The organism is Ramlibacter sp., assembly GCA_019635435.1.
GTDB lineage: Bacteria > Pseudomonadota > Gammaproteobacteria > Burkholderiales > Burkholderiaceae_C > JAHBZM01.
In genome coordinates, this window is record JAHBZM010000001.1 from 740,178 (window position 1) to 759,725 (window position 19,548).

At 68.7% G+C, this 19,548-nt stretch carries 19 protein-coding genes; 5 read left to right on the forward strand and 14 right to left on the reverse strand.

Features of this window, described 5'->3' with window-relative positions; all coding sequences use genetic code 11:
* Nucleotides 1–46: 46 nt before the first annotated feature.
* The gene (gene purU / locus KF796_03470; protein ID MBX3585681.1) at nt 47–895 is read right to left on the reverse strand and encodes a formyltetrahydrofolate deformylase; all 849 of its coding nucleotides are present in this window, start codon (nt 893–895) and stop codon (nt 47–49) included.
* 94 nt (nt 896–989) lie between these two features.
* Here purU and KF796_03475 point away from each other — a divergent pair, with 94 nt between their 5' ends.
* A complete protein-coding gene (locus KF796_03475; GenBank protein ID MBX3585682.1) occupies nt 990–2,324 on the forward strand; it encodes an aminotransferase class III-fold pyridoxal phosphate-dependent enzyme in 1,335 nt (444 codons plus the stop codon).
* Here KF796_03475 and KF796_03480 read toward each other — a convergent pair.
* Nucleotides 2,308–3,045: a ChaN family lipoprotein gene (locus KF796_03480; protein MBX3585683.1), complete on the reverse strand. Its 738-nt coding sequence runs from the start codon at nt 3,043–3,045 to the stop codon at nt 2,308–2,310. The genes KF796_03475 and KF796_03480 overlap by 17 nt on opposite strands.
* A 46-nt stretch (nt 3,046–3,091) precedes the next feature.
* On the opposite strand from KF796_03480, the gene KF796_03485 reads away from it, so the two are divergent.
* Nucleotides 3,092–4,153 carry an AbrB family transcriptional regulator gene (locus tag KF796_03485; GenBank protein MBX3585684.1) on the forward strand — a complete coding sequence of 354 codons (1,062 nt, stop codon included), beginning with the start codon at nt 3,092–3,094 and terminating at the stop codon, nt 4,151–4,153.
* 75 nt (nt 4,154–4,228) lie between these two features.
* Here KF796_03485 and KF796_03490 read toward each other — a convergent pair whose 3' ends face one another.
* The 5 genes from KF796_03490 to KF796_03510 are packed head-to-tail and all read right to left on the reverse strand — an operon-like array spanning nt 4,229 to nt 9,196.
* Nucleotides 4,229–6,121, reverse strand: a complete 1,893-nt coding sequence (locus KF796_03490; GenBank protein ID MBX3585685.1) for an AMP-binding protein — start codon at nt 6,119–6,121, stop codon at nt 4,229–4,231.
* A gap of 11 nt (nt 6,122–6,132) precedes the next feature.
* Nucleotides 6,133–7,434, reverse strand: a complete 1,302-nt coding sequence (locus KF796_03495; GenBank protein ID MBX3585686.1) for a serine hydrolase — start codon at nt 7,432–7,434, stop codon at nt 6,133–6,135.
* A gap of 46 nt (nt 7,435–7,480) precedes the next feature.
* Nucleotides 7,481–8,038, reverse strand: coding sequence for a thioredoxin family protein (locus KF796_03500; GenBank protein ID MBX3585687.1), 558 nt, complete (start codon nt 8,036–8,038; stop codon nt 7,481–7,483).
* A 4-nt stretch (nt 8,039–8,042) separates the two neighbouring features.
* Nucleotides 8,043–8,744: a cytochrome c biogenesis protein CcdA gene (locus tag KF796_03505; protein MBX3585688.1), complete on the reverse strand. Its 702-nt coding sequence runs from the start codon at nt 8,742–8,744 to the stop codon at nt 8,043–8,045.
* Nucleotides 8,741–9,196: a DUF2147 domain-containing protein gene (locus KF796_03510; GenBank protein MBX3585689.1), complete on the reverse strand. Its 456-nt coding sequence runs from the start codon at nt 9,194–9,196 to the stop codon at nt 8,741–8,743. The genes KF796_03505 and KF796_03510 overlap by 4 nt, the downstream gene beginning before the upstream one ends.
* A 168-nt stretch (nt 9,197–9,364) precedes the next feature.
* Between KF796_03510 and KF796_03515 the strand changes: the two genes are divergently transcribed.
* Together KF796_03515 and KF796_03520 are read left to right on the forward strand one after the other, a co-directional pair.
* A complete protein-coding gene (locus tag KF796_03515) occupies nt 9,365–10,093 on the forward strand; it encodes a response regulator (protein MBX3585690.1) in 729 nt (242 codons plus the stop codon).
* Entirely contained in the window at nt 10,090–11,415 is a 1,326-nt protein-coding gene (locus KF796_03520) for a HAMP domain-containing protein (GenBank protein ID MBX3585691.1), read from the forward strand. The genes KF796_03515 and KF796_03520 overlap by 4 nt, the downstream gene beginning before the upstream one ends.
* 212 nt (nt 11,416–11,627) lie before the next feature.
* Here KF796_03520 and KF796_03525 read toward each other — a convergent pair whose 3' ends face one another.
* From KF796_03525 to KF796_03535, 3 genes are all read right to left on the reverse strand, one after another.
* The gene (locus KF796_03525) at nt 11,628–11,909 is read right to left on the reverse strand and encodes a DUF3567 domain-containing protein (GenBank protein ID MBX3585692.1); all 282 of its coding nucleotides are present in this window, start codon (nt 11,907–11,909) and stop codon (nt 11,628–11,630) included.
* A gap of 115 nt (nt 11,910–12,024) precedes the next feature.
* On the reverse strand, nt 12,025–13,086 hold the full coding sequence (locus KF796_03530; protein ID MBX3585693.1) for a DUF3108 domain-containing protein: 1,062 nt from the start codon (nt 13,084–13,086) through the stop codon (nt 12,025–12,027).
* Nucleotides 13,087–13,106: 20 nt separating this feature from the next.
* Complete coding sequence (locus KF796_03535) at nt 13,107–13,883, reverse strand: IclR family transcriptional regulator (protein MBX3585694.1); 777 nt, start codon at nt 13,881–13,883, stop codon at nt 13,107–13,109.
* 100 nt (nt 13,884–13,983) lie between these two features.
* Between KF796_03535 and KF796_03540 the strand changes: the two genes are divergently transcribed.
* Nucleotides 13,984–15,030, forward strand: coding sequence for a fumarylacetoacetate hydrolase family protein (locus tag KF796_03540; GenBank protein ID MBX3585695.1), 1,047 nt, complete (start codon nt 13,984–13,986; stop codon nt 15,028–15,030).
* Here the strand turns inward: KF796_03540 and otsA are convergent.
* From otsA to KF796_03560, 4 genes are all read right to left on the reverse strand, one after another.
* Entirely contained in the window at nt 15,027–16,463 is a 1,437-nt protein-coding gene (gene otsA / locus KF796_03545; protein ID MBX3585696.1) for an alpha,alpha-trehalose-phosphate synthase (UDP-forming), read from the reverse strand. The two genes, KF796_03540 and otsA, sit on opposite strands and share 4 nt — an antisense overlap.
* Nucleotides 16,460–18,238 carry a glycoside hydrolase family 15 protein gene (locus tag KF796_03550; protein ID MBX3585697.1) on the reverse strand — a complete coding sequence of 593 codons (1,779 nt, stop codon included), beginning with the start codon at nt 18,236–18,238 and terminating at the stop codon, nt 16,460–16,462. Before KF796_03550 ends, otsA begins: the two co-directional genes overlap by 4 nt.
* Nucleotides 18,235–18,975 (reverse strand): trehalose-phosphatase, encoded by a 741-nt coding sequence (gene otsB, locus KF796_03555; protein MBX3585698.1) that lies wholly within the window; start codon nt 18,973–18,975, stop codon nt 18,235–18,237. The genes KF796_03550 and otsB overlap by 4 nt, the downstream gene beginning before the upstream one ends.
* An 88-nt stretch (nt 18,976–19,063) precedes the next feature.
* Complete coding sequence (locus KF796_03560) at nt 19,064–19,492, reverse strand: VOC family protein (protein ID MBX3585699.1); 429 nt, start codon at nt 19,490–19,492, stop codon at nt 19,064–19,066.
* Nucleotides 19,493–19,548: the final 56 nt, after the last annotated feature.

The following is a 19,548-nucleotide window of genomic DNA, read 5'->3' on the forward strand; positions in this document are numbered from 1 at the left end:
CCTCGTGTCAGCAGGGCCGCGAGCGACGTCGCTGCCCTGCTCAGTCCTACTTGAAGATCACCGTCTTGTGCCCGTTCAGCAGCACGCGGTGCTCGCTGTGCCACTTGACGGCGCGGGCCAGCACCTGGCTTTCGGTGTCGCGGCCCATGGCGGTCAGGTCTTCCACGGTCTTGCTGTGGTCGGCGCGGGCCACGTCCTGCTCGATGATCGGGCCTTCATCGAGGTCGGCCGTCACGTAGTGGGCGGTGGCGCCAATCAGCTTCACGCCGCGGTCATGCGCCTGGTAGTAGGGCTTGGCGCCCTTGAAGCTGGGCAGGAAGCTGTGGTGGATGTTGATCGCGCGGCCGGCCAGCTTGCGGCACAGGTCGTCGCTGAGCACCTGCATGTAGCGCGCCAGCACCACCAGCTCGGCGCCCTCGGCCTCGATGATCTCGAACTGCCTGGCCTCGGCCTGCGGCTTGGTGGCGGCCGTCACCGGGATGTGGTGGAAGGGCACGTTGTAGCTCGCGGCCAGCTGGTAGAACTCGCGGTGGTTGCTGATGATGGCGGCGATCTGCACCGGCAGCAGGCCCGATTTCCAGCGGAACAGCAGGTCGTTCAGGCAATGCCCCTCCTTGCTGACCATGATCACCGTCTTCATGGGCTGGGTGGTGGCGTGCAGCTTCCAGCTCATCTGGTAGGCGTCGGCAAACAGGCCCAGCTGCAGTTTCAGGTCCTCAAAGGTGTGCTGGTCGCAGGCGAACTGCACCCGCATGAAGAACAGGCCGGTGTCGTGGTCGTTGTACTGCGCGGCCTCTTCAATGTTGCCGCCGCGCTCGAGCAGAAAGCCCGAGACCGCGTGCACGATGCCCTGCCGGTCGGGGCACGAAAGGGTCAGGATATAAGCGTGATTCATACGGGCTGAATTGTCGCAGGACGCCGCGGTGGCCAGCACGCCAGCGGGGTTCGGTGCCAAAATCGTCGCTTGCCAAGACCCGCAGGAGACCGCCATGGCCTACAACGATTTCAGCATGGACAACCACTGGTTGCCCTTCACCCCCAACCGCGGCTTCCGCAAGGACCCCCGGGTTTTCGTCGGCGCCGACGGCATGCACTTCACCACGCACGATGGCAAGAAGGTCATCGACGGCATCTCCAGCCTCTGGTGCGTGGGGGCGGGCCACAACCGCAAGCCCATCAACGAGGCGATCAAGACGCAGCTGGACACGCTGGATTACGCCACGGCCTTCCAGGCCAGTAATGACAAAGCTTTCAAGGCGGCCGAAATGATTGCCGCCATGGCGCCGGGCGACCTCAACAAGGTGCTGTTCTGCAACTCGGGCTCCGAGGCGGCCGACACCTCGCTCAAGGTGGCGCTGGCCTACCACCGGGCCCGGGGCGAAGGCCACCGCAACGTGTTCATCGGCCGCGAAAAGGGCTACCACGGCGTGGGCTTTGGCGGCATGAGCGTGGGCGGCATCCCGGCCAACCGCAAGGTGTTCGGCACGGCGCTGCTGCCGCGCGTGGACCACATGCGCTTCATCCACGATCCGGTCAACCACGCCTACATCCACAACCAGGAGCCGGTCTGGCAGGAAGACCTGCTGCTGGAGCTGGAAAACCGCATCCTGCCGCTGCACGACCCGTCCAATGTGGCGGCCATCATCGTGGAGCCGGTGTCGGGCAGCGCGGGCTGGTACCTGCCGCCGCAAGGCTACCTCAAGCGCCTGCGCGAGATCTGCGACAAGCACGGCATCCTGCTGATTTTTGACGAGGTCATCACCGGTTTTGGCCGCCTGGGCACCAACTTTGGCTCGGACTTTTACGGCGTGGTGCCCGACATGCTCAACTTTGCCAAGGCGGTCACCAATGGCGTGATCCCGCTGGGCGGCGTGATCTGCCGCGACAAGCTCTACGACGCCATGATGAACACCGGCTCGCCCGAGCATGTGGTGGAGTTCTTCCATGGCTACACCTACTCGGGCCACCCCGTGGCCTGCGCCGCCGCCATTGCCACGCTTCAGCTTTTCAAGCAGGAAAACCTGTTCGAGCGCGCGGGCCAGATGGGCCCGGTGCTCGGCGACGCGTTCCACAGCACCTTCAAGGGCCTGCCCAACGTGATCGGCATCCGCAGCCTCGGGCTGGCCGCGGCGGTGGAACTGGCGCCCATCGCCGGCTCACCGGGCAAGCGCGCCTATGACATCTTCCTGGACTGCTTCCACAAGGGCGCGCTGATCCGCCCGGCGGGCGACGTGCTGGTGATTGCGCCGCCCTTCATCGTGGAAAAAGAGCACATAGCCCAGCTGGTGAACACGCTGGCCGACAGCATCAGGAAGCACGCCTGAAGTCCTTGCAGTAGTCCTTGCCCGTGGCCACGGGTGGCAGCACCACCGGGACTGACTTGAAGCCCGAAGGCAGGTGCTGCGGCACCCCCAGGTCGGGCGCGACATGGCCGGCCCCCGCGATCAGCAGCACGGTCCGGCCCGGGCGCGCGGCGCCTGCCACGGTCCGGGCCATGGCCTGGTCGCGCGCCACCTGAACACGGGTCATAGGGCCGATCTGGCTTTCCGGCAGCGCGCCGCAGTGGCCGAGCCGGATGGCCTGCTGCTGGGCCTTGAGCGCGGGGCCGGGCAGTTGCTGGTCCAGCCGGGCATCGGCCATGGCCGCGCGCATCCCGGCGCGCGGCAGGTTGCCGCCCAGCACCGGCACACCGGCTTGCACCGCGGCCATCACCGCCGGGCCATAGGCCGTCCAGGGCCAGGCCTTGTCGTTCCACTGCAGGGCCGTTTGAACGGTGGCCTCCTCTGCATCGCGGGGCAGGCCCGCGGTGCTGGCGCCCTGCTCGGCCATCTCCACCACCACGGCGGCCAGCAGGCCGCGCTGCGCGAGCGAGCGCACCATGTCGCGATGGGCCTGCTGGTGGCCCGGCGCATCGTGCTGCTCGCCCAGCAGCACCGCGTCGGCCGGCAGCAGCGAGTCCACGCGCGCGACGATGCCGGGGCCCGCCGATGGCGATGAGCAACCGGCCAGAAAAAGCAGAAGCAGGGGGGCGATCAGGTGGCGCATGGATCGATACTAGCGCCTGCTCTCCCGCCCGTTGTCCCTGCTCTTCGTGCCCCTGAAAACCCCTGCCCGCGTGGCGCTGACCCTGGTGCTGGCCCTGGCCGCGGCCGAAACCTGCGTGGCGCTGCGCACCCCCATTCCCTGGATGATTGGCCCCTTGCTGGCCACCGCCATCGCCTCCATCCTGGGCGCGCCGACAGCCAGCTGGACGCCGCTGCGCAACGCGGGCCAGTGGACGATTGGCGCGGCGCTGGGGCTGTACTTCACGCCGCAGGTCACGGCGCTGGTGGGCAGCCTGTGGTGGGCCATCGTGCTGGGCATTGCCTGGGCCCTGGCGCTGGGCGGCGCGTTCGGGCACTGGCTGCACCGTGGCCACGCCTCGCGTTTTGGCGGCACGCCGCAGCAGCAGCGCGCCACCAGCTACTTTGCCGGGGCCATTGGCGGCGCCTCCGAAATGACGCTGCTGGCCGAGCGCGAAGGCGCGCGCACCGACCTGGTGGCCGCCGCCCACAGCCTGCGCCTGCTGGTGGTCACGCTGGTGCTGCCCTTTGCCTTCACCTTCAGCGGACTGCACGGCATCGACCTCACGCCACCGGGCCCGCGCGAGGCGCATTGGCCCGGCTTTGCCCTGCTGGCGCTGGCCACGGGCGCGGGCGCCTGGCTCATGCAGCGCCTGGGCCGGGCCAACCCGTGGTTCATGGGCTCGCTGGTGGTGGCCATGGGCTTCACCATGGCCAGCATCCACCTGTCGGCCATTCCGCAGTGGCTGAGCAACGCGGCGCAGCTGTTCATCGGGGTGAGCCTGGGGGTGCGCTTCACGGCGGATTTTCTGCACACCGCGCCGCGCTGGCTGGCGTCGGTGGCACTGGGCACCACGGCCATGCTGGGCCTGTGCGCGGGCTTTGCCGCGCTGCTGGCCTGGGGCACGGGGATTCACCCGGCCACCATGATCCTGGGCACCTCGCCCGGCGGCATTGCCGAGATGGCCATCACGGCCAAGGTGCTGCAATTGGGGGTGCCGGTGGTGACGGCGTTTCAGGTCTGCCGGCTGGTGGCCGTGCTGGTGCTCGTGGAGCCGGTGGTTGTGTGGCTGTACCGGCGGGCGGGCTAGCTGTGAAGGTTTCCGGGGCATGCCGTGGAACTGATGCCGAGGGTGCCCACCCAGACAGCGCGATGAGCAACGCTGCTAGAGGGCGACAGGCGGCGCCCCGGCGTCCTCCTCCCAGGCGATGGTGATGTCGTAGCCGCGCAGCGACTCATGCACGGCGCTGCGCACGCGCAGGGGCTCGTCCAGGCACGATTCAAGCGCCATGCGCACCGTCCGGCCCTGTTGTGCATGGTCGTCCACCTCCAGCCGGGCCAGCGGCGTGCCTTGCAGCACCTCCAGAAAATGGCGGCGCGCGGCGTCGTTGCGCAGGGTGGGCTTGTGCACCTTGCCCACCGCCGTCAGGGGCAATTCCCTGGTGATGAAGACCCGGCGCGGCGCCGCGGGCGGCTCGCCAATGTGCTGTGCCGCGAAATCCAGCAGCTCGGCCTCGCCGGGGACTGACAAGCCCGCGTCGGCGCGCAGGGTCACATAGGCCACCGGGACTTCACCCGCATAGGTGTCGGGCATGCCAACTGCCGCCGCCGCGGTGACGACCGGGTGACGCGCGAGGCACTCCTCGATCACGGCCGGATCAATGTTGTGGCCGCCCCGAATGATCAGGTCCTTGGCTCGCCCGCGGATGAAGACCCGACCGTCCGTGTCCACATACCCCAGGTCGCCGGTCACCAGCCAGCCGTCAGGCGTGAACAGGTCCGTGTTGTGGGCGGGGTTGCGGTAGCCGGGCGACACGTTCGGCCCCCTGACCACCAGCACGCCCGGCATTCCCCGGGGGCAGACGGCATCGGGCCGGCCCTGGGCGTCCAGCGCGCGCACCTGCACTTCGCAAAACGGGATGGGCAGCCCGGCGCTGCCCAGCACGCGCGGCCCCGATGCCGGGTCCACGCAGATCACACCCGCGCATTCGGTCATGCCGTAGATCTCGTGCAGGGGCCTGGAGGTCAGGCGCTCCATATCCTGGGCGACGGCGCGCGGGGTGGAGGAGGCGCCGCTCACATTGACCCGGATACGCGACAGGTCGCAGTCCGGCCCGGGGGGCAGAGCCACCACGGCCGCCAGCGCCGTGGGCACGCCGCCCACGATGGTGGCGCCTTCGTCCTCAACGATCTGCCAGAAACGTTGAACGAGTTCCGGGTCGCGAAAGCCCGACGGAGCCAGCAGCAGCACGCGCGCGCCCGCCATCAGCATGGACAGCCCCGCAAAAATCGTCGCGGCCACATGGAACATCGGCAGGCCGTTGGCCATGGTGTCCGCCGGACCCGCCTCAATGGCGGCCGCCCCGCCATACGCCGCCGCCAGCTGGTTGCCGTGCGTGTGGACCACCAGCTTGGGCATGCCGGTGGTGCCGCCGGTGTGAAAGATCGCTGCCGGTGTGTCCAGGCCCGCGCGGTCATCAAATTCCAGCCGGTCCGGCGCGGCTTGCCAGGCCGCCAGGAAATCCACTTCACCCGGGCCGGCTGCATCGCCACACCCCCCCAGCGCGGCCAGCGTGGTGATGCCCGGCGCCAGGGCCCGCACCTGTTGCGCCTTGCCCCACAGGCCGCCGGGTAGACCGGGTCCGGGGGCCACCAGCACTTTCACGCCGGCAGCCCGGGCCAGCGCGGCAATCTCTTCCGCGTTCAAAAGCGGATTGACCGGAAAGGCGATGCCCGCGGTTTCGGCGCCCCACAGGACGTATTGGGTCTCCAGCAGCGAGGGCAGCAGGTAGGCCACGACATCGCCGCGCTCCACGCCCAGGCGGCGCAACGCATTGGCCGCGCGGGCCACACCATCGCGCAGCTGCGGATAGGTTACGTCCCGCCGGGGCGCGCCCGCCGCACCGCCGGCCAGTGCGCTCACCGCGATGTGGGCGGGCTGCTGGGTGGCCACATAGGCCAGGGCTTCAAAAACATTCGGTACGCTGACCCAGTCAGCAAAGCGGCTGCCCGCGTACGCACTGGCCAGGGGCCGCCCGGGGTGGGGGAAGCTGATCATCGGTGCCTCCCTCAGTGGGCCAGGGCCTGGGCCAGCGCGGCAAACGCGCGGCGGTCCAGGTTGTGGGTGAAGGCGGTGTTGGGCACAGGATGCGACGACAGCTTTACCACGACCAGGCCGGCAGCCGGATTGATGTGCAGGTGCTGGCCGTTCAGACCCTTGGCCTCGAAGCTGCCGTCGCGGTCATGCGGGATCCACCAGTGGTTGTGGTACGAGTACCCGTCACGCATGGTCATGCCGGCAGCACGGAACTTCTGCGGGTCTGCGCCGCCGCGGATCTGCGCCACGCTGGCGGCCGAGATCACCTGGCGGCCGTTGTAGCGGCCCTGCTGGCGCAGCATTTCACCCAGCCGCCCGAGGTCGCGCAGGGTCGCGCTCACGCCGACACTGGTGGTCTGGCCGCCCTGCGGGTCCACCCAGACATAGCCGTCTTCCTGCATACCCAAAGGCGTCCACAGCCGCTGCGACAGCAGTTCGGAGTAGCGCTGCCCCGTGACGCGCTGGATCAGCCAGCCGATTACCTCGGTATCCACCGACTTGTACTCGAAGGCTGCGCCATGCTCGCCCTGCTTGCGCACGGTAGGCAGGTAGTCCGTCATCGTGCGCGGACCGGCATACGCCGCCGGCGCAGGCACCAGCCCGGCGGCCATCAGGTACTGGAACACACCGGCCTTGGGATCGGCGAAGTTCTCGCTGTACTGGACGCCGGTGGTCATGTCCAGGGTCTGTTGCACCGTGGCATCGGCCCAGGCGCTGTTCTTCAGTTCTGGCAGGTAGCTCGACACGGTGGCCTCAGGGTTGATCAGGCCCTGCTGGATCAGCTCGGTGGCCAGCAGCCCCGTGAGCGATTTGCTCATGGACGCGAGCATGTGGGTGCTGGCCGGGGTCATGCCGGCGTGGTAGCGCTCGTACACCACCTTGCCCTGGTGCATCACCAGCAGGGCGTCGGTGTAGGTGTTGCGCTGCCAGTCGGCCAGCGTGGTGCGTTCGCCCTTGTGGTTTTCAAAGGCCAGGCTGTCCAGGTCGCGCGGCGCGGCGTCCAGCACGGACGCCTGGCCGGTACCGCGCCAGACCGGGGCCGTGGGACCCAGTTCGCGCATGTGGTGGTAGGCCCAGCGCAGGTTGGGGTACTTGAGGATGGTGCCCAGGCGCACCTGGCGGTCCGCGGGCGGAGGGAAGCCCTGCATCATGCCCAGCGTCACCGGGTCGGTAGCGGCAGGCGGGGGCAGGGTCTGGGCCGCAGCCAGCAGCGGGGCGGCCAGCATCAGGGCGGCCAGGCGGGAAAGGCGTGGAAGGCGCGACGAGCGGTACATGGGGAGGTCTCCTTGGGTTTGGGGGGATCGGGTGATCGGGGGAAGATCAGGACGGCTGGCTCAGCAACAGGCGCAGCGTGGCTTCAATGCGTTCGTAGTCGCCTTCACCCACGTGGCGGAACTGCACGCGCCCGCGCCGGTCCACGAGGTACTTGGCGGGCCAGTACTGGTTGCGCCAGGCCTTCCAGGTCGCGTAGCGGTTGTCCTGGGCCACGGGGTGTTTGACGCCCAGGCGCTGCATGGCGGTCTGCAGGCGGTCGGCCGATCTTTCGTGCGCGAACTCTGGCGTGTGCACCCCCACGGTGACCAGGCCGGCCGCCGCATGTTCGGCCGCCCAGCGGTTCACATAAGGCAGCGTGCGGATGCAGTTGACGCACGAGAACGTCCAGAAATCCACCAGCACGACCTTGCCGCGCAGCGAGGCCATGGACAGTGCCTGCGAGTTGAACCACCGGTCGATCCCGGTGAACTCCGGCGCGGGGCCCTCGTCGTACAGCGAGAACGCGGGTGAGGTGGGGCTCGCGTGCAGCGGCGCCAGCAGTGACGCGGCGCCCAGGGCCAGCAGCTCGCGGCGCCGCAGCGCCGGTGGGTTGAGTTTGTTCATGGGGTCAGGCTCCTGTGAAAGTAGGGTGGGTGCCGCTGGTCAGCCACAGCACCAGTTGCGTGTCCAGGTCCAGCCACAGCGCCAGCGCCAAGGCCACGATCAGCACGCCAAAGCCCTGCTGCAGCCGGTGTGTGTACTGGGCAAAGCGCCGCACCCGGGTGGTGACGTATTGGCCGCCGTGCGCGATCAGCAGCATGGGCAGCGCCGCGCCCAGGGCATAGCTGCCCAGCAGTAGCGCGGCGTCGCCAGTGGCGGGCTCGGTCGCGATCAGCGTCAGCACCGAACCCAGCACAGGGCCGGCGCACGGGGTCCACACCGCGCCCAGCGACAGACCCACCAGCAGCCCGCCCAGCGGGCCGTCGCCCGCGCGGTCGCCGCCCGCGGCCAGCCGGCCCAGCAGCGGCGCGGCACGTGCGGCCAGCCAGTGAAAGGGGGCCGGCCAGATCGACAGCAGGCCGAAGGTGAGCAACAGCGCGATGGCAGTCAGCCGCAGGCTTTCGTGGGACAGGCCCAGCACGCGAGTGGCACCGGCAAACAACAGGGCCAGCGATGAAAACCCGATGGCAAAACCTGCGGAAATGCACAGCGGGCGCAGCGGGTGCCGCTGGCCGACCGACGCGCCCAGCACCAGCGGCAGCATGGGCAGCACGCAGGGCGAGGCGACGGTCAGCATGCCGGCGCCCAGCGCCAGGAAGGGCGAGCTCATGGCACCACCGCGCGGGCCGGGTCGGCGCGGCGCCATTGCTGGGTCTGACCGAACAGCGGCAGCCCGATGTAGGGATGCACCACCAGGCGGTCCGGGGCGCCCAGGTTCACGCGGACCTTGTAAGTCTTGGCGTTCTCGCGGTTGTAGATGGTGCCGAAGTACTCGCCCGCGCCTTCGTCCTTGAGGTTGGACAGGATGACCATGCCCAACGCAGGGCGAGGGTCGGCGGCGACCATGGGCTGCTGGCCCGAGCCGCTCATGGACCGGTTGCCCAGCACACGCACCACGGTGCCGCACAGGACGGCGCCGCAGGGGGCCAGCTCAACCTCCAGGTTGCCGCTTTCGGTGATCCAGCGACCCGTCGGATCGCTGGACGCGGGGTGGGGCTGGGCCGTGGCCAGGCTCGTGGTGAGCGCCGTGGCGGCCAGCAGGGCCGGCAGTTTCAGTTTCATGATGGCTTCCTTGGTTTGTGGAAAGCTGTCATTGAAAGCAGCGCATGTATCCGGGGCTTGTCGGGCCGCCCCCTTTTTTGTCGCGCTGCATGTCAAAGCGGACGCCAGACAAGTTGGGATACAAAAGATCGGGAAAGCCCCAGGCGGCGATCGGTTACAAAACAGGCCATGGACTCTGTGGACCATGTGCTGATCGTGGACGACGATGCGGGCATCCGTGAGCTGCTGTGTCAGTACCTGCAACGCCAGGGACTGGCGGCGGTGGCGGTGCCCGACGGCGCGCGCATGCGCGAACACCTGGCCACGCACCGCGTGGACCTGCTGGTGCTGGACCTGATGCTGCCCGGCGAGGACGGCATTGCCCTGTGCCGGGCCCTGCGCGCCCCGGCTACCCCCTACCTGCCTATCGTGATGCTCACGGCGCGCAGCGACGAAGCCGACCGCATCCTGGGTCTGGAGCTGGGCGCTGACGACTACCTGGCCAAGCCCTTTGCCGCCCGTGAGCTGCTCGCCCGCATCCGCGCCGTGTTGCGGCGCGCGCGCATGTTGCCCCCCAACATGGCACGCGCCGAACCCGACCGCTTGCTGCGTTTTGGCCAATGGCGGCTGGACACGGTACAGCGGCACCTGCTGGACGAGTCAGGCGTGGCCGTGTCCCTGTCCGCCGCCGAATACCGCCTGCTGCGCGTGCTGCTGGGCCACCCGCAGCGCGTGCTCTCGCGTGACCAGCTCCTGAGTCTGACGCAGGGGCGCGACGCCGATGTGTTTGACCGTTCCGTCGACCTGCTGGTCAGTCGCCTGCGCCAGCGGCTGGGCGACGGCGTGCGTGACGCCCGCTACATCAAGACGGTGCGCAATGAGGGCTACGTGTTCTGCGCCGCCGTGGACAGCGCATGAACAACTGGTATCGCAGGCTGTGGCCGGACACCCTGGTTGCGCGGACCGTTCTGGTGTTGTCCGCGGGGATGCTGCTGGGCCAGTTGCTGTCCGCCGTCTTCGTGCTGGTGGAAAGGAGTCTGGCCATGCGCGGCATGATGGCCGGCTACCTGGGTGACGACGTGGCTACGGCCGTGGCCGTGCTGGAGCGGCTGCCCGCGCCAGAGCGACCGGCCTGGCTGGCGCGGCTGGACAAGGCCAACTACCGCTTCGTGCTGACACCTGCGCCGCCTGCGCCGTCCAGCGACACGGCGCTGTCGCGCGCCATGGCTAAGGCCGTGGCGCAGACGCTCGGCCCGGGCAGGCCGCTGCAGACATTGCGAGGGCCGGGGGCGATGGAGTTCACCCTGGCCACGACGCTGGCGGACGGTGCGCCCCTGCAGGTGCAGGTGCGGATACCGGGCCTGCGCGTGTCACCATGGGCGGCGGCGGCCTGGGTGCTGCAACTGCTTGTGGTGCTGGCCGCAGCGATCTGGGCGCTGCGTCAGGCGACGCGGCCGCTGGCGCGGCTGACGCAGGCTGCGCACGCGCTCGACCCGACTCGCGCCGCACAACCGCCAGCGGTGCTGGACGAGCAGGGGCCGGCGGAAATTGCTCAGGCCGCGTCGGCGTTCAACGCCATGAGCCGGCGCATCCAGCTGCATCTGGACGAGCGCATGCGGATTCTGGCGGCGGTTTCGCATGACCTGCAGACGCCAATCACGCGGCTGCGGCTGCGCACCGAGCTGATGGAAGACCTGACGCTGCGCGAAAGGCTGCAGTCGGATCTGGGGCAGATGCAATCGCTGGTGGAGGAAGGCTTGGCTTACGCGCGGACTGCCCAGGCCGGTCAGGAGCCCGTGCGGCGCGTGGACCTGGACGCGCTGCTGGACACCATTGTGCAGGACTACGCAGAAAGCGGGCGTGCCGTGACCTTGCTGCCCGGCGCGGTCGGCGTCTCCAGCACGCGGCCGCAGGCCCTTCGGCGTGTGCTTTGCAATCTGGTGGACAACGCGCTGAAATTTGCCGGTGCGGCCGAGGTCGGCGCCGAGCGCGACAGGACAGGGCAGGTCGTGCTGCGGGTGCTGGACCGTGGTCCGGGCATACCGCCGGCTGAATTGCAGGCCGTACGCCTGCCGTTTTACCGTCTGGAGGGTTCGCGCAACCGCGACACCGGTGGCAGCGGGCTGGGCCTGGCCATTGCGGACCAGTTGGCCGACGCACTGGGCGCCACGCTGGACTTGCAGCCGCGTGAAGGCGGCGGTCTGGGCGCCCAGTTGAGCCTGCCGTCCGACATGTCCTGAGCTGCGTGTGCCAGCCGGTCAGGCCGGCATGGCCTCGTCGCGTGGGTCGGTGGGGGGAATGCCCGCTGGCGCGCGGACCCTCGCTTGCCTCTCGCTGCTCAATGGCAAGACCGAGTGGGTTCATTCAATCGGCGCAGCGTATAGGTACCCATGGCCTCGTCTATGGGAGCTCGGAGCAACGCCGCCAGGCCCTGCCGGCCTGGACTCACTTCTCAATGCATGACCAGCGGGTTCTGCGCGAGGCCCGCGTAGCCGTCCAGCGTGGTTTCGACCTCTTCCTGGGTGGGCGTGTTGAGCTGCCAGGCGTTGATCTGCTGCTGGAACAGTTCGGCCCAGGATCCGTCCAGGTAGACCTCCTTGTTGGAGCGCTTGTCCACGATTTCGAAGCCGTGCCTTGCCAACTGAGGCGCGTTGGACTGGGGCTCACCCTCGGCGGGCTCGTTGGCCTGCATGTGGACCACCACGAACGAATCAGAGTCGTAAAGCATTTGCATTGCGTTTCCTTTACTGCTGCCCTTGTTACGTAGCAACGTTTGAGCCAGTTTCAAGGCGGACGGGGTTTCCCCCAAAAAGTACCGGCCTTGAACCAAGGATAGGCGGGGGCGGGGCTCAGCCCCTGTCGGTCGCCAGCCATTGCTGGTCGGCCCAATCGCCGTTGGCCTGTGTCAGCTTGAGCCGCGCGGGCAGGTAGTCCATCTCGGGTGAAATCCAAAGTTCTAGTTTTTGGTCGAACTCGTGCCGGGGGTGGCGGATGAACTTGAGCGTGTGGCGCTCACCGCCGGGCAAGGCCAGGGTCTCGGGGCCGACAAAGCTGAACTGCCAGACGTCGGCGTCGCGGGTGCTCGCGGTCTGGACGCTGACGGTGGTGCCCGGACGGAAATGGGCCGGGTTGGCGGCCACCATCGCGCCCAGCTGGATCAGCACGCTCAGGCGGTCCTGTGCCCCGGCCTGCAGCGGCACGGCCGGCGCGTTGCTGCTGAAGCTGATGCGTGCCTTGTCGCGCTCGAAATGGGCCGCCTGCTCGCTGCGCGACTTGTCGGCGAAGCGCGTGGGCGCCAGGCCGTCCGCGGTGACCTGGCCCATGCTGGTCTGCTGGCGGCTGCCCACCAGGAAGGCGCTGATCTCCAGCCGGGCCTGGTAGTCCGACCCGTCATGACGCCAGTGCAGCACAGCGTCGGCGCGGTAAGGCTGGTGGCGGGCCTCGCCGCGCACCTCGTAACGCAGGCGGGCCGAGCCCGGGATCGCGAATGCGGCGGGCAGGGTGGGGGGCACGCCCGCCAGCGGGGCCGGGGCGGCCGCTGCCCCGGTGGGTGAGGGAGGCTGTTTTGCTATGGTTTCAGGAGCATCCAGTGGCCGAGGGTCCTGGACTCCCGGCACTTTGGGTTCAGAAACCCGCGCTGGGGCCGGCGTTGGGTGAGGTGCGGTTGCAGGCACCGGGTGCCGAGCCGCCTCGCCCGATTGAACCAGGGCCGGGCTGGGGCCGGGAGGGGTTGCTGCCGCCGCAGGCGCCGGCGGGGCGGGGGTTATGGCCCGTGTGATCAGCGGCCGTGTCGCCAGCGCGCCCAGGGGCGCCGGCGCGCGGACCGACAGCAGTCCGGGCGGGCTTTGCAGCACCAGCAGGTGGGCGGCGAGCACCGCGGCCGTGAGGCCGGCCAGCGTCCGCGAGGGCAGACGGTGCCCGGGCGCCAGGGTCATCCGCGGTGCCCCAGGTCGCTGGAGAGCTGGGCTGCCGCGGCCCGCAGCGGCCGCAGCACCGCGCCGTCCCAGGCCGGGTCGAAGGTGGCGACCGAGCCCAGCGTCACCATGCCCAGCACCATGTGGCCGTCGGCGTCGAACACCGGCACGCAGAAGCCCACGATGCCCGGCAGCAGGGTGTCCACCACCCGGGCCGCGCCGCGCTGGCGCACTTCCTCGAGCAGCAGCTTGACCTCGGCCAGGCTGGCGGGCACGTCGGTGCGGCCCGACTTCTGCGCGCGCGCCAGCTCGTCGCGCAGCATCGGGGTGATCGCATCCAGCGCCACGTGCGCCGCAAAGCAGCGCCCCGTGGCCGACGACAGCAGGGGCATCACGTCGCCCAGGCGCAGGTTGACCGTGACCGACTGGGGCGACTCCTCCCAGTGCACGATGGTGGGCCCGTGGTTGCCCCAGACCGCCAGCGCAATGGTGTGGCCCACCTGTTCCATGAGCGCGCCCACGCGTTCACGCGCCAGCTTCACCGCGTCCAGCCGCTCAAGCGCCGACAGGCCCAGCTTGAGCGCGGCCGGGCCCAGGTCGTAGCGCGTGGTGGCGCTGTCCTGCACCACCAGCTGCAGCCGCTGGAAGCTCACAAGGTAACGGTGGGCCTTGGCCGCGCTCATGCCCGCGGCCGCCGCCAGGTCGCGCAGCATCAGCGGGCCCGCGGCCTGGCCCAGCACGCCCAGCAGCGCAAAACCGACTTCAACCGACTGGATGCCTGCGCGCTCTTTCATGGTTTGGACGAATTCTTATACAATTACGTTTAGGTAAATTCATTTAACAATGCGTAATGTCTGCAGACTGTAGCGCATTCATCCTCCGGGGACAAACACCATGAAACTCGCTACCTACAAAGACGGCTCGCGCGATGGCCAGCTCGTTGTGGTCTCCCGCGACCTGAGCTCGGCGCATTATGCGACCGGCATTGCGCAGACGCTGCAGCAGGCGCTGGACGACTGGAACTTCATCAGCCCCCAGTTGCAGGACCTGTACACCACGCTCAACCACGGCAAGGCGCGCCATGCGTTCCCGTTTGACCCGGCCCAGTGCATGGCCCCGCTGCCGCGCGCCTATCAATGGGCTGACGGCTCGGCCTACATCAACCATGTGGAGCTGGTGCGGGCCGCGCGCAACTCCGAGGTGCCCGAGAGCTTCTACACCGACCCGCTGATGTACCAGGGTGGCAGCGACGACTTCATCGGCCCCTGCGACGACGTGGTCTGCCCCAGCGAGGCCTTCGGCATCGACTTTGAAGCCGAGATCGCGGTCATCACCGGCGACGTGCCCATGAGCAGCTCGCCCGAGCAGGCGCTGGACGGCATCCGCCTGCTGATGCTGGCCAACGACGTGAGCCTGCGCAACCTGATCCCGGCCGAACTGGCCAAGGGCTTCGGCTTCTTCCAGAGCAAGCCGGCCACGGCCTTCAGCCCGGTGGCCGTCACGCTTGACGAAGTGGTGGTCAACGGCGAAAGCGCCTGGGACAAGGGCCGGTTGAACCTGACCATCCAGAGCACCTGGAACGGCCGCAAGGTCGGCATGTGCGAGGCCGGCCCGGAAATGACCTTCCACTTCGGCCAGCTGATCGCCCACATCTGCAAGACCCGCAATGTGCGCGCAGGCAGCATCGTGGGCAGCGGCACCGTGAGCAACAAGGGCGTGACCGATGCCAACGGCAAGACCGACTGGCCCAAGGGCTACAGCTGCATTGCCGAGAAGCGCGCGATCGAAACCATCCAGGACGGCAAGCCCAGCACCGAGTTCATGAAGTACGGCGACACCATCCGCATCGAGATCAAGGGCCGGGACGGCCAGAGCATCTTCGGCGCGATCGACCAGAAGATCGTGGCGCCTGGCGGCCGTCCCGCGCCGGGTAAAGGCTAAAGCCGCAACCAGGGCGCGCCGGTGGCGGCCGCCTCGGTTTGCGACAGCGCCGTGAGGAAGTTCTGGCACCACCAGTGCACGTCCTCGCGGCGGATGGTTTCCAGCAGCGCGGCGTGCCGCTTGCGCCGCTCCTTGAGCGGCATCTGCAGCGCCAGCTGGATGGCCTGGGCCGTGGCCTCGGTGTCGTAGGGGTTGACCATGATCGCTTCCTTGAGCTGCTCGGCCGCGCCGGCGAACCGGGACAGCACCAGCACGCCGGGGTCGGCCGGGTCCTGCGCCGCAATGAACTCCTTGGCCACCAGGTTCATGCCGTCGCGCAGCGGCGTCACCAGCGCCACATGGCCGGCCCGGTACAGGCCGGGCAGGCGCTTGCGCGCCACGGTGCGGTGCATGTAGCGCACGGGCATCCAGTCCAGGTCGCCAAAGTCGCCATTGATGGAGCCGCACAGGCTTTCGAGCTCGCGCAGGATGCCGCCGTAGGCCAGCACCGTTTCACGGCTGGGCGAGGCGATCTGGATCAGGGTGGTGAGGTTGCGGTTCTCGGGGTACTGCTGCAGCAGGTGCCGAAAGGCGCGCATGCGGTGCGGCAGGCCCTTGGAGTAGTCGAGCCGGTCCACGCCGATGAGCAGCTTGCGCTTGGCGTAGTCGTGGCGCATGCGGTCATACATTTCCACGCTTTCCGGGTTCCTGCCCAGGGCGATGAACTCCTCCACGTCGATGCCGATGGGGAAGGCGCCCGCCACCAGCGTGCGGCTGAAGGCGCGGTAGCGCCCGTTGCCCAGCTGTTCGGCATGGGCCTCGGCCTGCACGTAGCGGTCAAAGTGCAGCAGGTCCGCCTGGCTCTGGAAGCCCACCAGGTCGTAGGCAAACAGGGCGCGCATCAGCCAGTCATGCGCCGGAATGGCGGCCATGATCAGCGGCGGCGGCAGCGGGATGTGGAGGAAAAACCCGATGCGCTGGCCACAGCCCATGGCCCGCAGCTCGGCGGCCAGCGGGATCAGGTGGTAGTCGTGGATCCAGATGATGTCGTCGGGCTGCAGCATGGGCGCCAGCTTGCGCGCGAACATCTGGTTGACGCGCCGGTAGCCCGAGATGTAGCCGGCGTCGAAGTCCGCCAGGTCAAGCCGGTAGTGCATCACGGGCCACAGCACGCCATTGGCATAACCCAGGTAGTAGGCGTCATGGTCCTCGCGCGACAGGTCCACCGTGGCCAGGGTCACCGGGCCGGCCTGCTGGGTGTGCACCGCGCTTTCGGGCGGCGTGACGCCGTCGGCGGTTTCAACGATCTTGCCGCTCCAGCCGAACCAGACGCCGCCGGTGTTGTTGAGCACCTCGCCCAGAGCCACGGCCAGGCCGCCCGCAGCGGTCTTGCGCGGATCGGCGACGCGGTTGGAGACGACGACGAGCCGCCCTGCCTTTTCTTTTTTTGTCATATCACGGTATCCCAGGGGGCTGACAGCCGGGTGGCTGCGTTGATGATGCCGACCATGGAGTACGTCTGCGGGAAGTTGCCCCACATCTCGCCGGTTTCGGGGTGGGTGTCCTCGGACAGCAGCCCCAGCGGGTTGCGTCGTGCCAGCATGGTCTCGAAGATCTCGCGCGCCTGGGCCTTGCGGCCGATGCGCGCCAGTGCGTCAATGCGCCAGAAGGTGCAGATGTTGAAGGCGGTCTCGGGCTTGCCGAAGTCGTCGGGCGCCTCGTAGCGGCGCATGTAGGGGCCGTCGCACAGCGAGGCCTCCAGCGCATCCACCGTGGCCAGGAAGCGCGGGTCATGCGGGTCGATGAAGCCGACCTCGGCCATCAGCAGCGCGCTGGCGTCCAGGTCGCGCCCGCCAAAGCTCTCGGCGAACGACTGGCGCTCGTCGCTCCAGGATTCGCGCAGGATGCGCTCGCGGATCACGTCGGCCCGTTCGCGCCAGTGGCGGATGCGCTCGGGCAGGCCCAGCGTGACCGCGACCTTGGCCAGCCGGTCGCAGGCGGCCCAGCTCATGAGCGCCGACGAGGTGTGCACGCGCGCGCGCGTGCGCAGCTCCCACATGCCGGCGTCGGGCTGGTCATAGACCCGGAAAGCCTGCTCGCCCACGGCCTCCAGGTGGACGAATTCGGCGCGCCCGGCGCGCCGGAACAGCCGCTGGTCATGGAACGACTGGGCCGCGCCAAGCACGATGTTGCCGTACACGTCATGCTGGAAATGCTCCTGGGCCTGGTTGCCCACGCGCACCGGCCCCTGGCCGCGGTAGCCCGGCAGGTGCTCCACGAAAGCCTCGGGCAGCTGCTCTTCCTGGCCAATGCCATACAGCGGCTGGATGTGGCCGCCGCGCGAGCGCACGATCACGTTGGACAGCCAGCGCAGGTAGTCCTCCATGGTGCCCACTTCCGACAGGCTGTTGAGCGCGCGCACCACGAAGAAGGCGTCGCGCAGCCAGCAGTAGCGGTAGTCCCAGTTGCGCCCGCTGAACGGCGCCTCGGGAATGCTGGTGGTCATGGCCGCGACGATGGCGCCCGTGTCCTCGAACAGCGAGAGCTTGAGCGTGATGGCGGCGCGGATCACCGCGTCCTGCCACTCCAGCGGAATGGCCAGCCGGCGCGACCAGGTGTGCCAGTAGCCCACGGTCTCCTTCTCGAAATTCTGCGCGGTGTCGCTGATCCCGCCGGTCAGCGTCTCGTCGGGCCCGAGGATGAAGTTCATGGGCCGGTCGGCCACGAAGAAGGTTTCGGACAGCACGTAGTTCAGCGGCACATCGCAGGTCAGGCGCAGCGTCTGCGACGGGCTCACATACCGGATGTGGTGGCTGCCCTGGGTCAGCGTGGGCTGCTGGCGGCCCCAGTCGAAGCGCGGGCGCAGCAGCACGCGCAAGCGGGGCGTGCCGGCCAGCACCTTGACGCGGCGCACCAGCGTGATCGGGCGGAAGGTGCGGTCGCGGCTGAGGAAGCGCGGCGCGAAGTCGGTGATCTCCACGGCATGCCCCGCGGTGTCGTACAGCCGGGTGCGCAGGATCGCCGTGTTGGTTTCGTAGTTCTGCTCAGCGCGCGCGAAGTTCTCGATCTCGAAGGCCCAGAAACTGCCGTCCTCCTCCGGGTTCAGCAGCGCATTGAAGACCGGGTCGCCGTCAAAACGGGGCAGGCAGCACCAGACGATGCGCGCGTGCGCATCCACGAGCGCACTGTAGGCGCAATTGCCGATCATGCCGAGATTCAGGTTGCTCATGCGGATACCTTTTGCTTCAGGGCCACGGCCTGCGCCAGCTCGCGGCGCAGGGCCTCGGGGCTGTCGAGCCGGTGCCACGCCACACTCGGCCCCGGGCCGACCTTCACCCCCAGACCGCCGCGGGCCTGCACGGCGCTGAAGCCCACTTCGTCGGTGACATCGTCGCCCACGAACAGCGGCTGGCGGCCCTCGAACGGCGGCTCCATCAGGAACGCATCGATGGCGTGGCCCTTGCCCACGCCGCCGGGCTTGGCTTCCAGCACCATCTTGCCGTGCAGCAAGGTCAATCCGGGGGACTGCTCCACGGCTGCCTGCATCGTGGCCAGGCAGGTGTCGGCGAGCTCGGGCGCCAGCCGGTAGTGCAGCGCCACGGAGCCGCGCTTGAGTTCCACGCGCAGGCCCGGGTGCTGTTGCGCCAGCACCTGCGCCGCCTGCTCCACCACCTCCAGCGCGAAGGTCGGCAGGAAGGTCAGCGAGCCGTCGGCACGGCGCCGCTCGGCGCCGTGGACTCCCGCCACCGGCAACTGCAATGGCGCCAGAAACCCGTCGATCTGTTCGATGGGCCGGCCCGACACCACGGCCAGCGCGCCGCCCAGGTAGCCCGACAGGGCCTGCAGCGTGGCGCCCAGGCCGCCCGGCACCACCACCGATTCGGGCCGGTCCGCCAAGTCCACCAGCGAACCGTCAAAGTCCAGAAACAGCGCGCACGAGGGGCACAGCAGATCGACAAAATTCATCTGCCCGACCATACCAGCCCCGGTGTGCGCTGCACAAGACGCCGCTGGCGCCGGCGTTTGTAGGCGCCAGCCTACAGGCCCGGCGCGCTCAGGTGGCGTACAGGCCGTTGAGCGACTCGAAGCCCTTGACCTCGATCGGGTTGCCAAACGGGTCCAGGAAGAACATGGTCCATTGCTCGCCGGGCTCCCCGGGGTAGCGCACCTGGGGCTTGAGCACGAAGTCGGTGCCCGCCGCTTCAAGGCGCCTGGCCATGGCCTGCCAGTCGGGCAGCGCCAGCACCAGGCCAAAGTGCGGCATGGGCACCAGCACGTCGCCCACATGGCCGGTGCGCGCGGTCTTGAAGGGTTCGCCCAGGTGCAGCGAAATCTGGTGGCTGAAAAAGTCAAAGTCCACCCAGGTGTCGGTGCTGCGGCCTTCGGCGCAGCCCAGCACGCCGCCATAGAAGCGGCGCGCCTCGTCGAGGTCGGTCACGTTGAAGGCCAGATGGAACAGGCTGCGGGGGCGGGGCGTGGTCATCCGCAGACTATAAAGTGCGGGCAAAACCCGCTCACCGTCTGGGCACAATGCGGGGC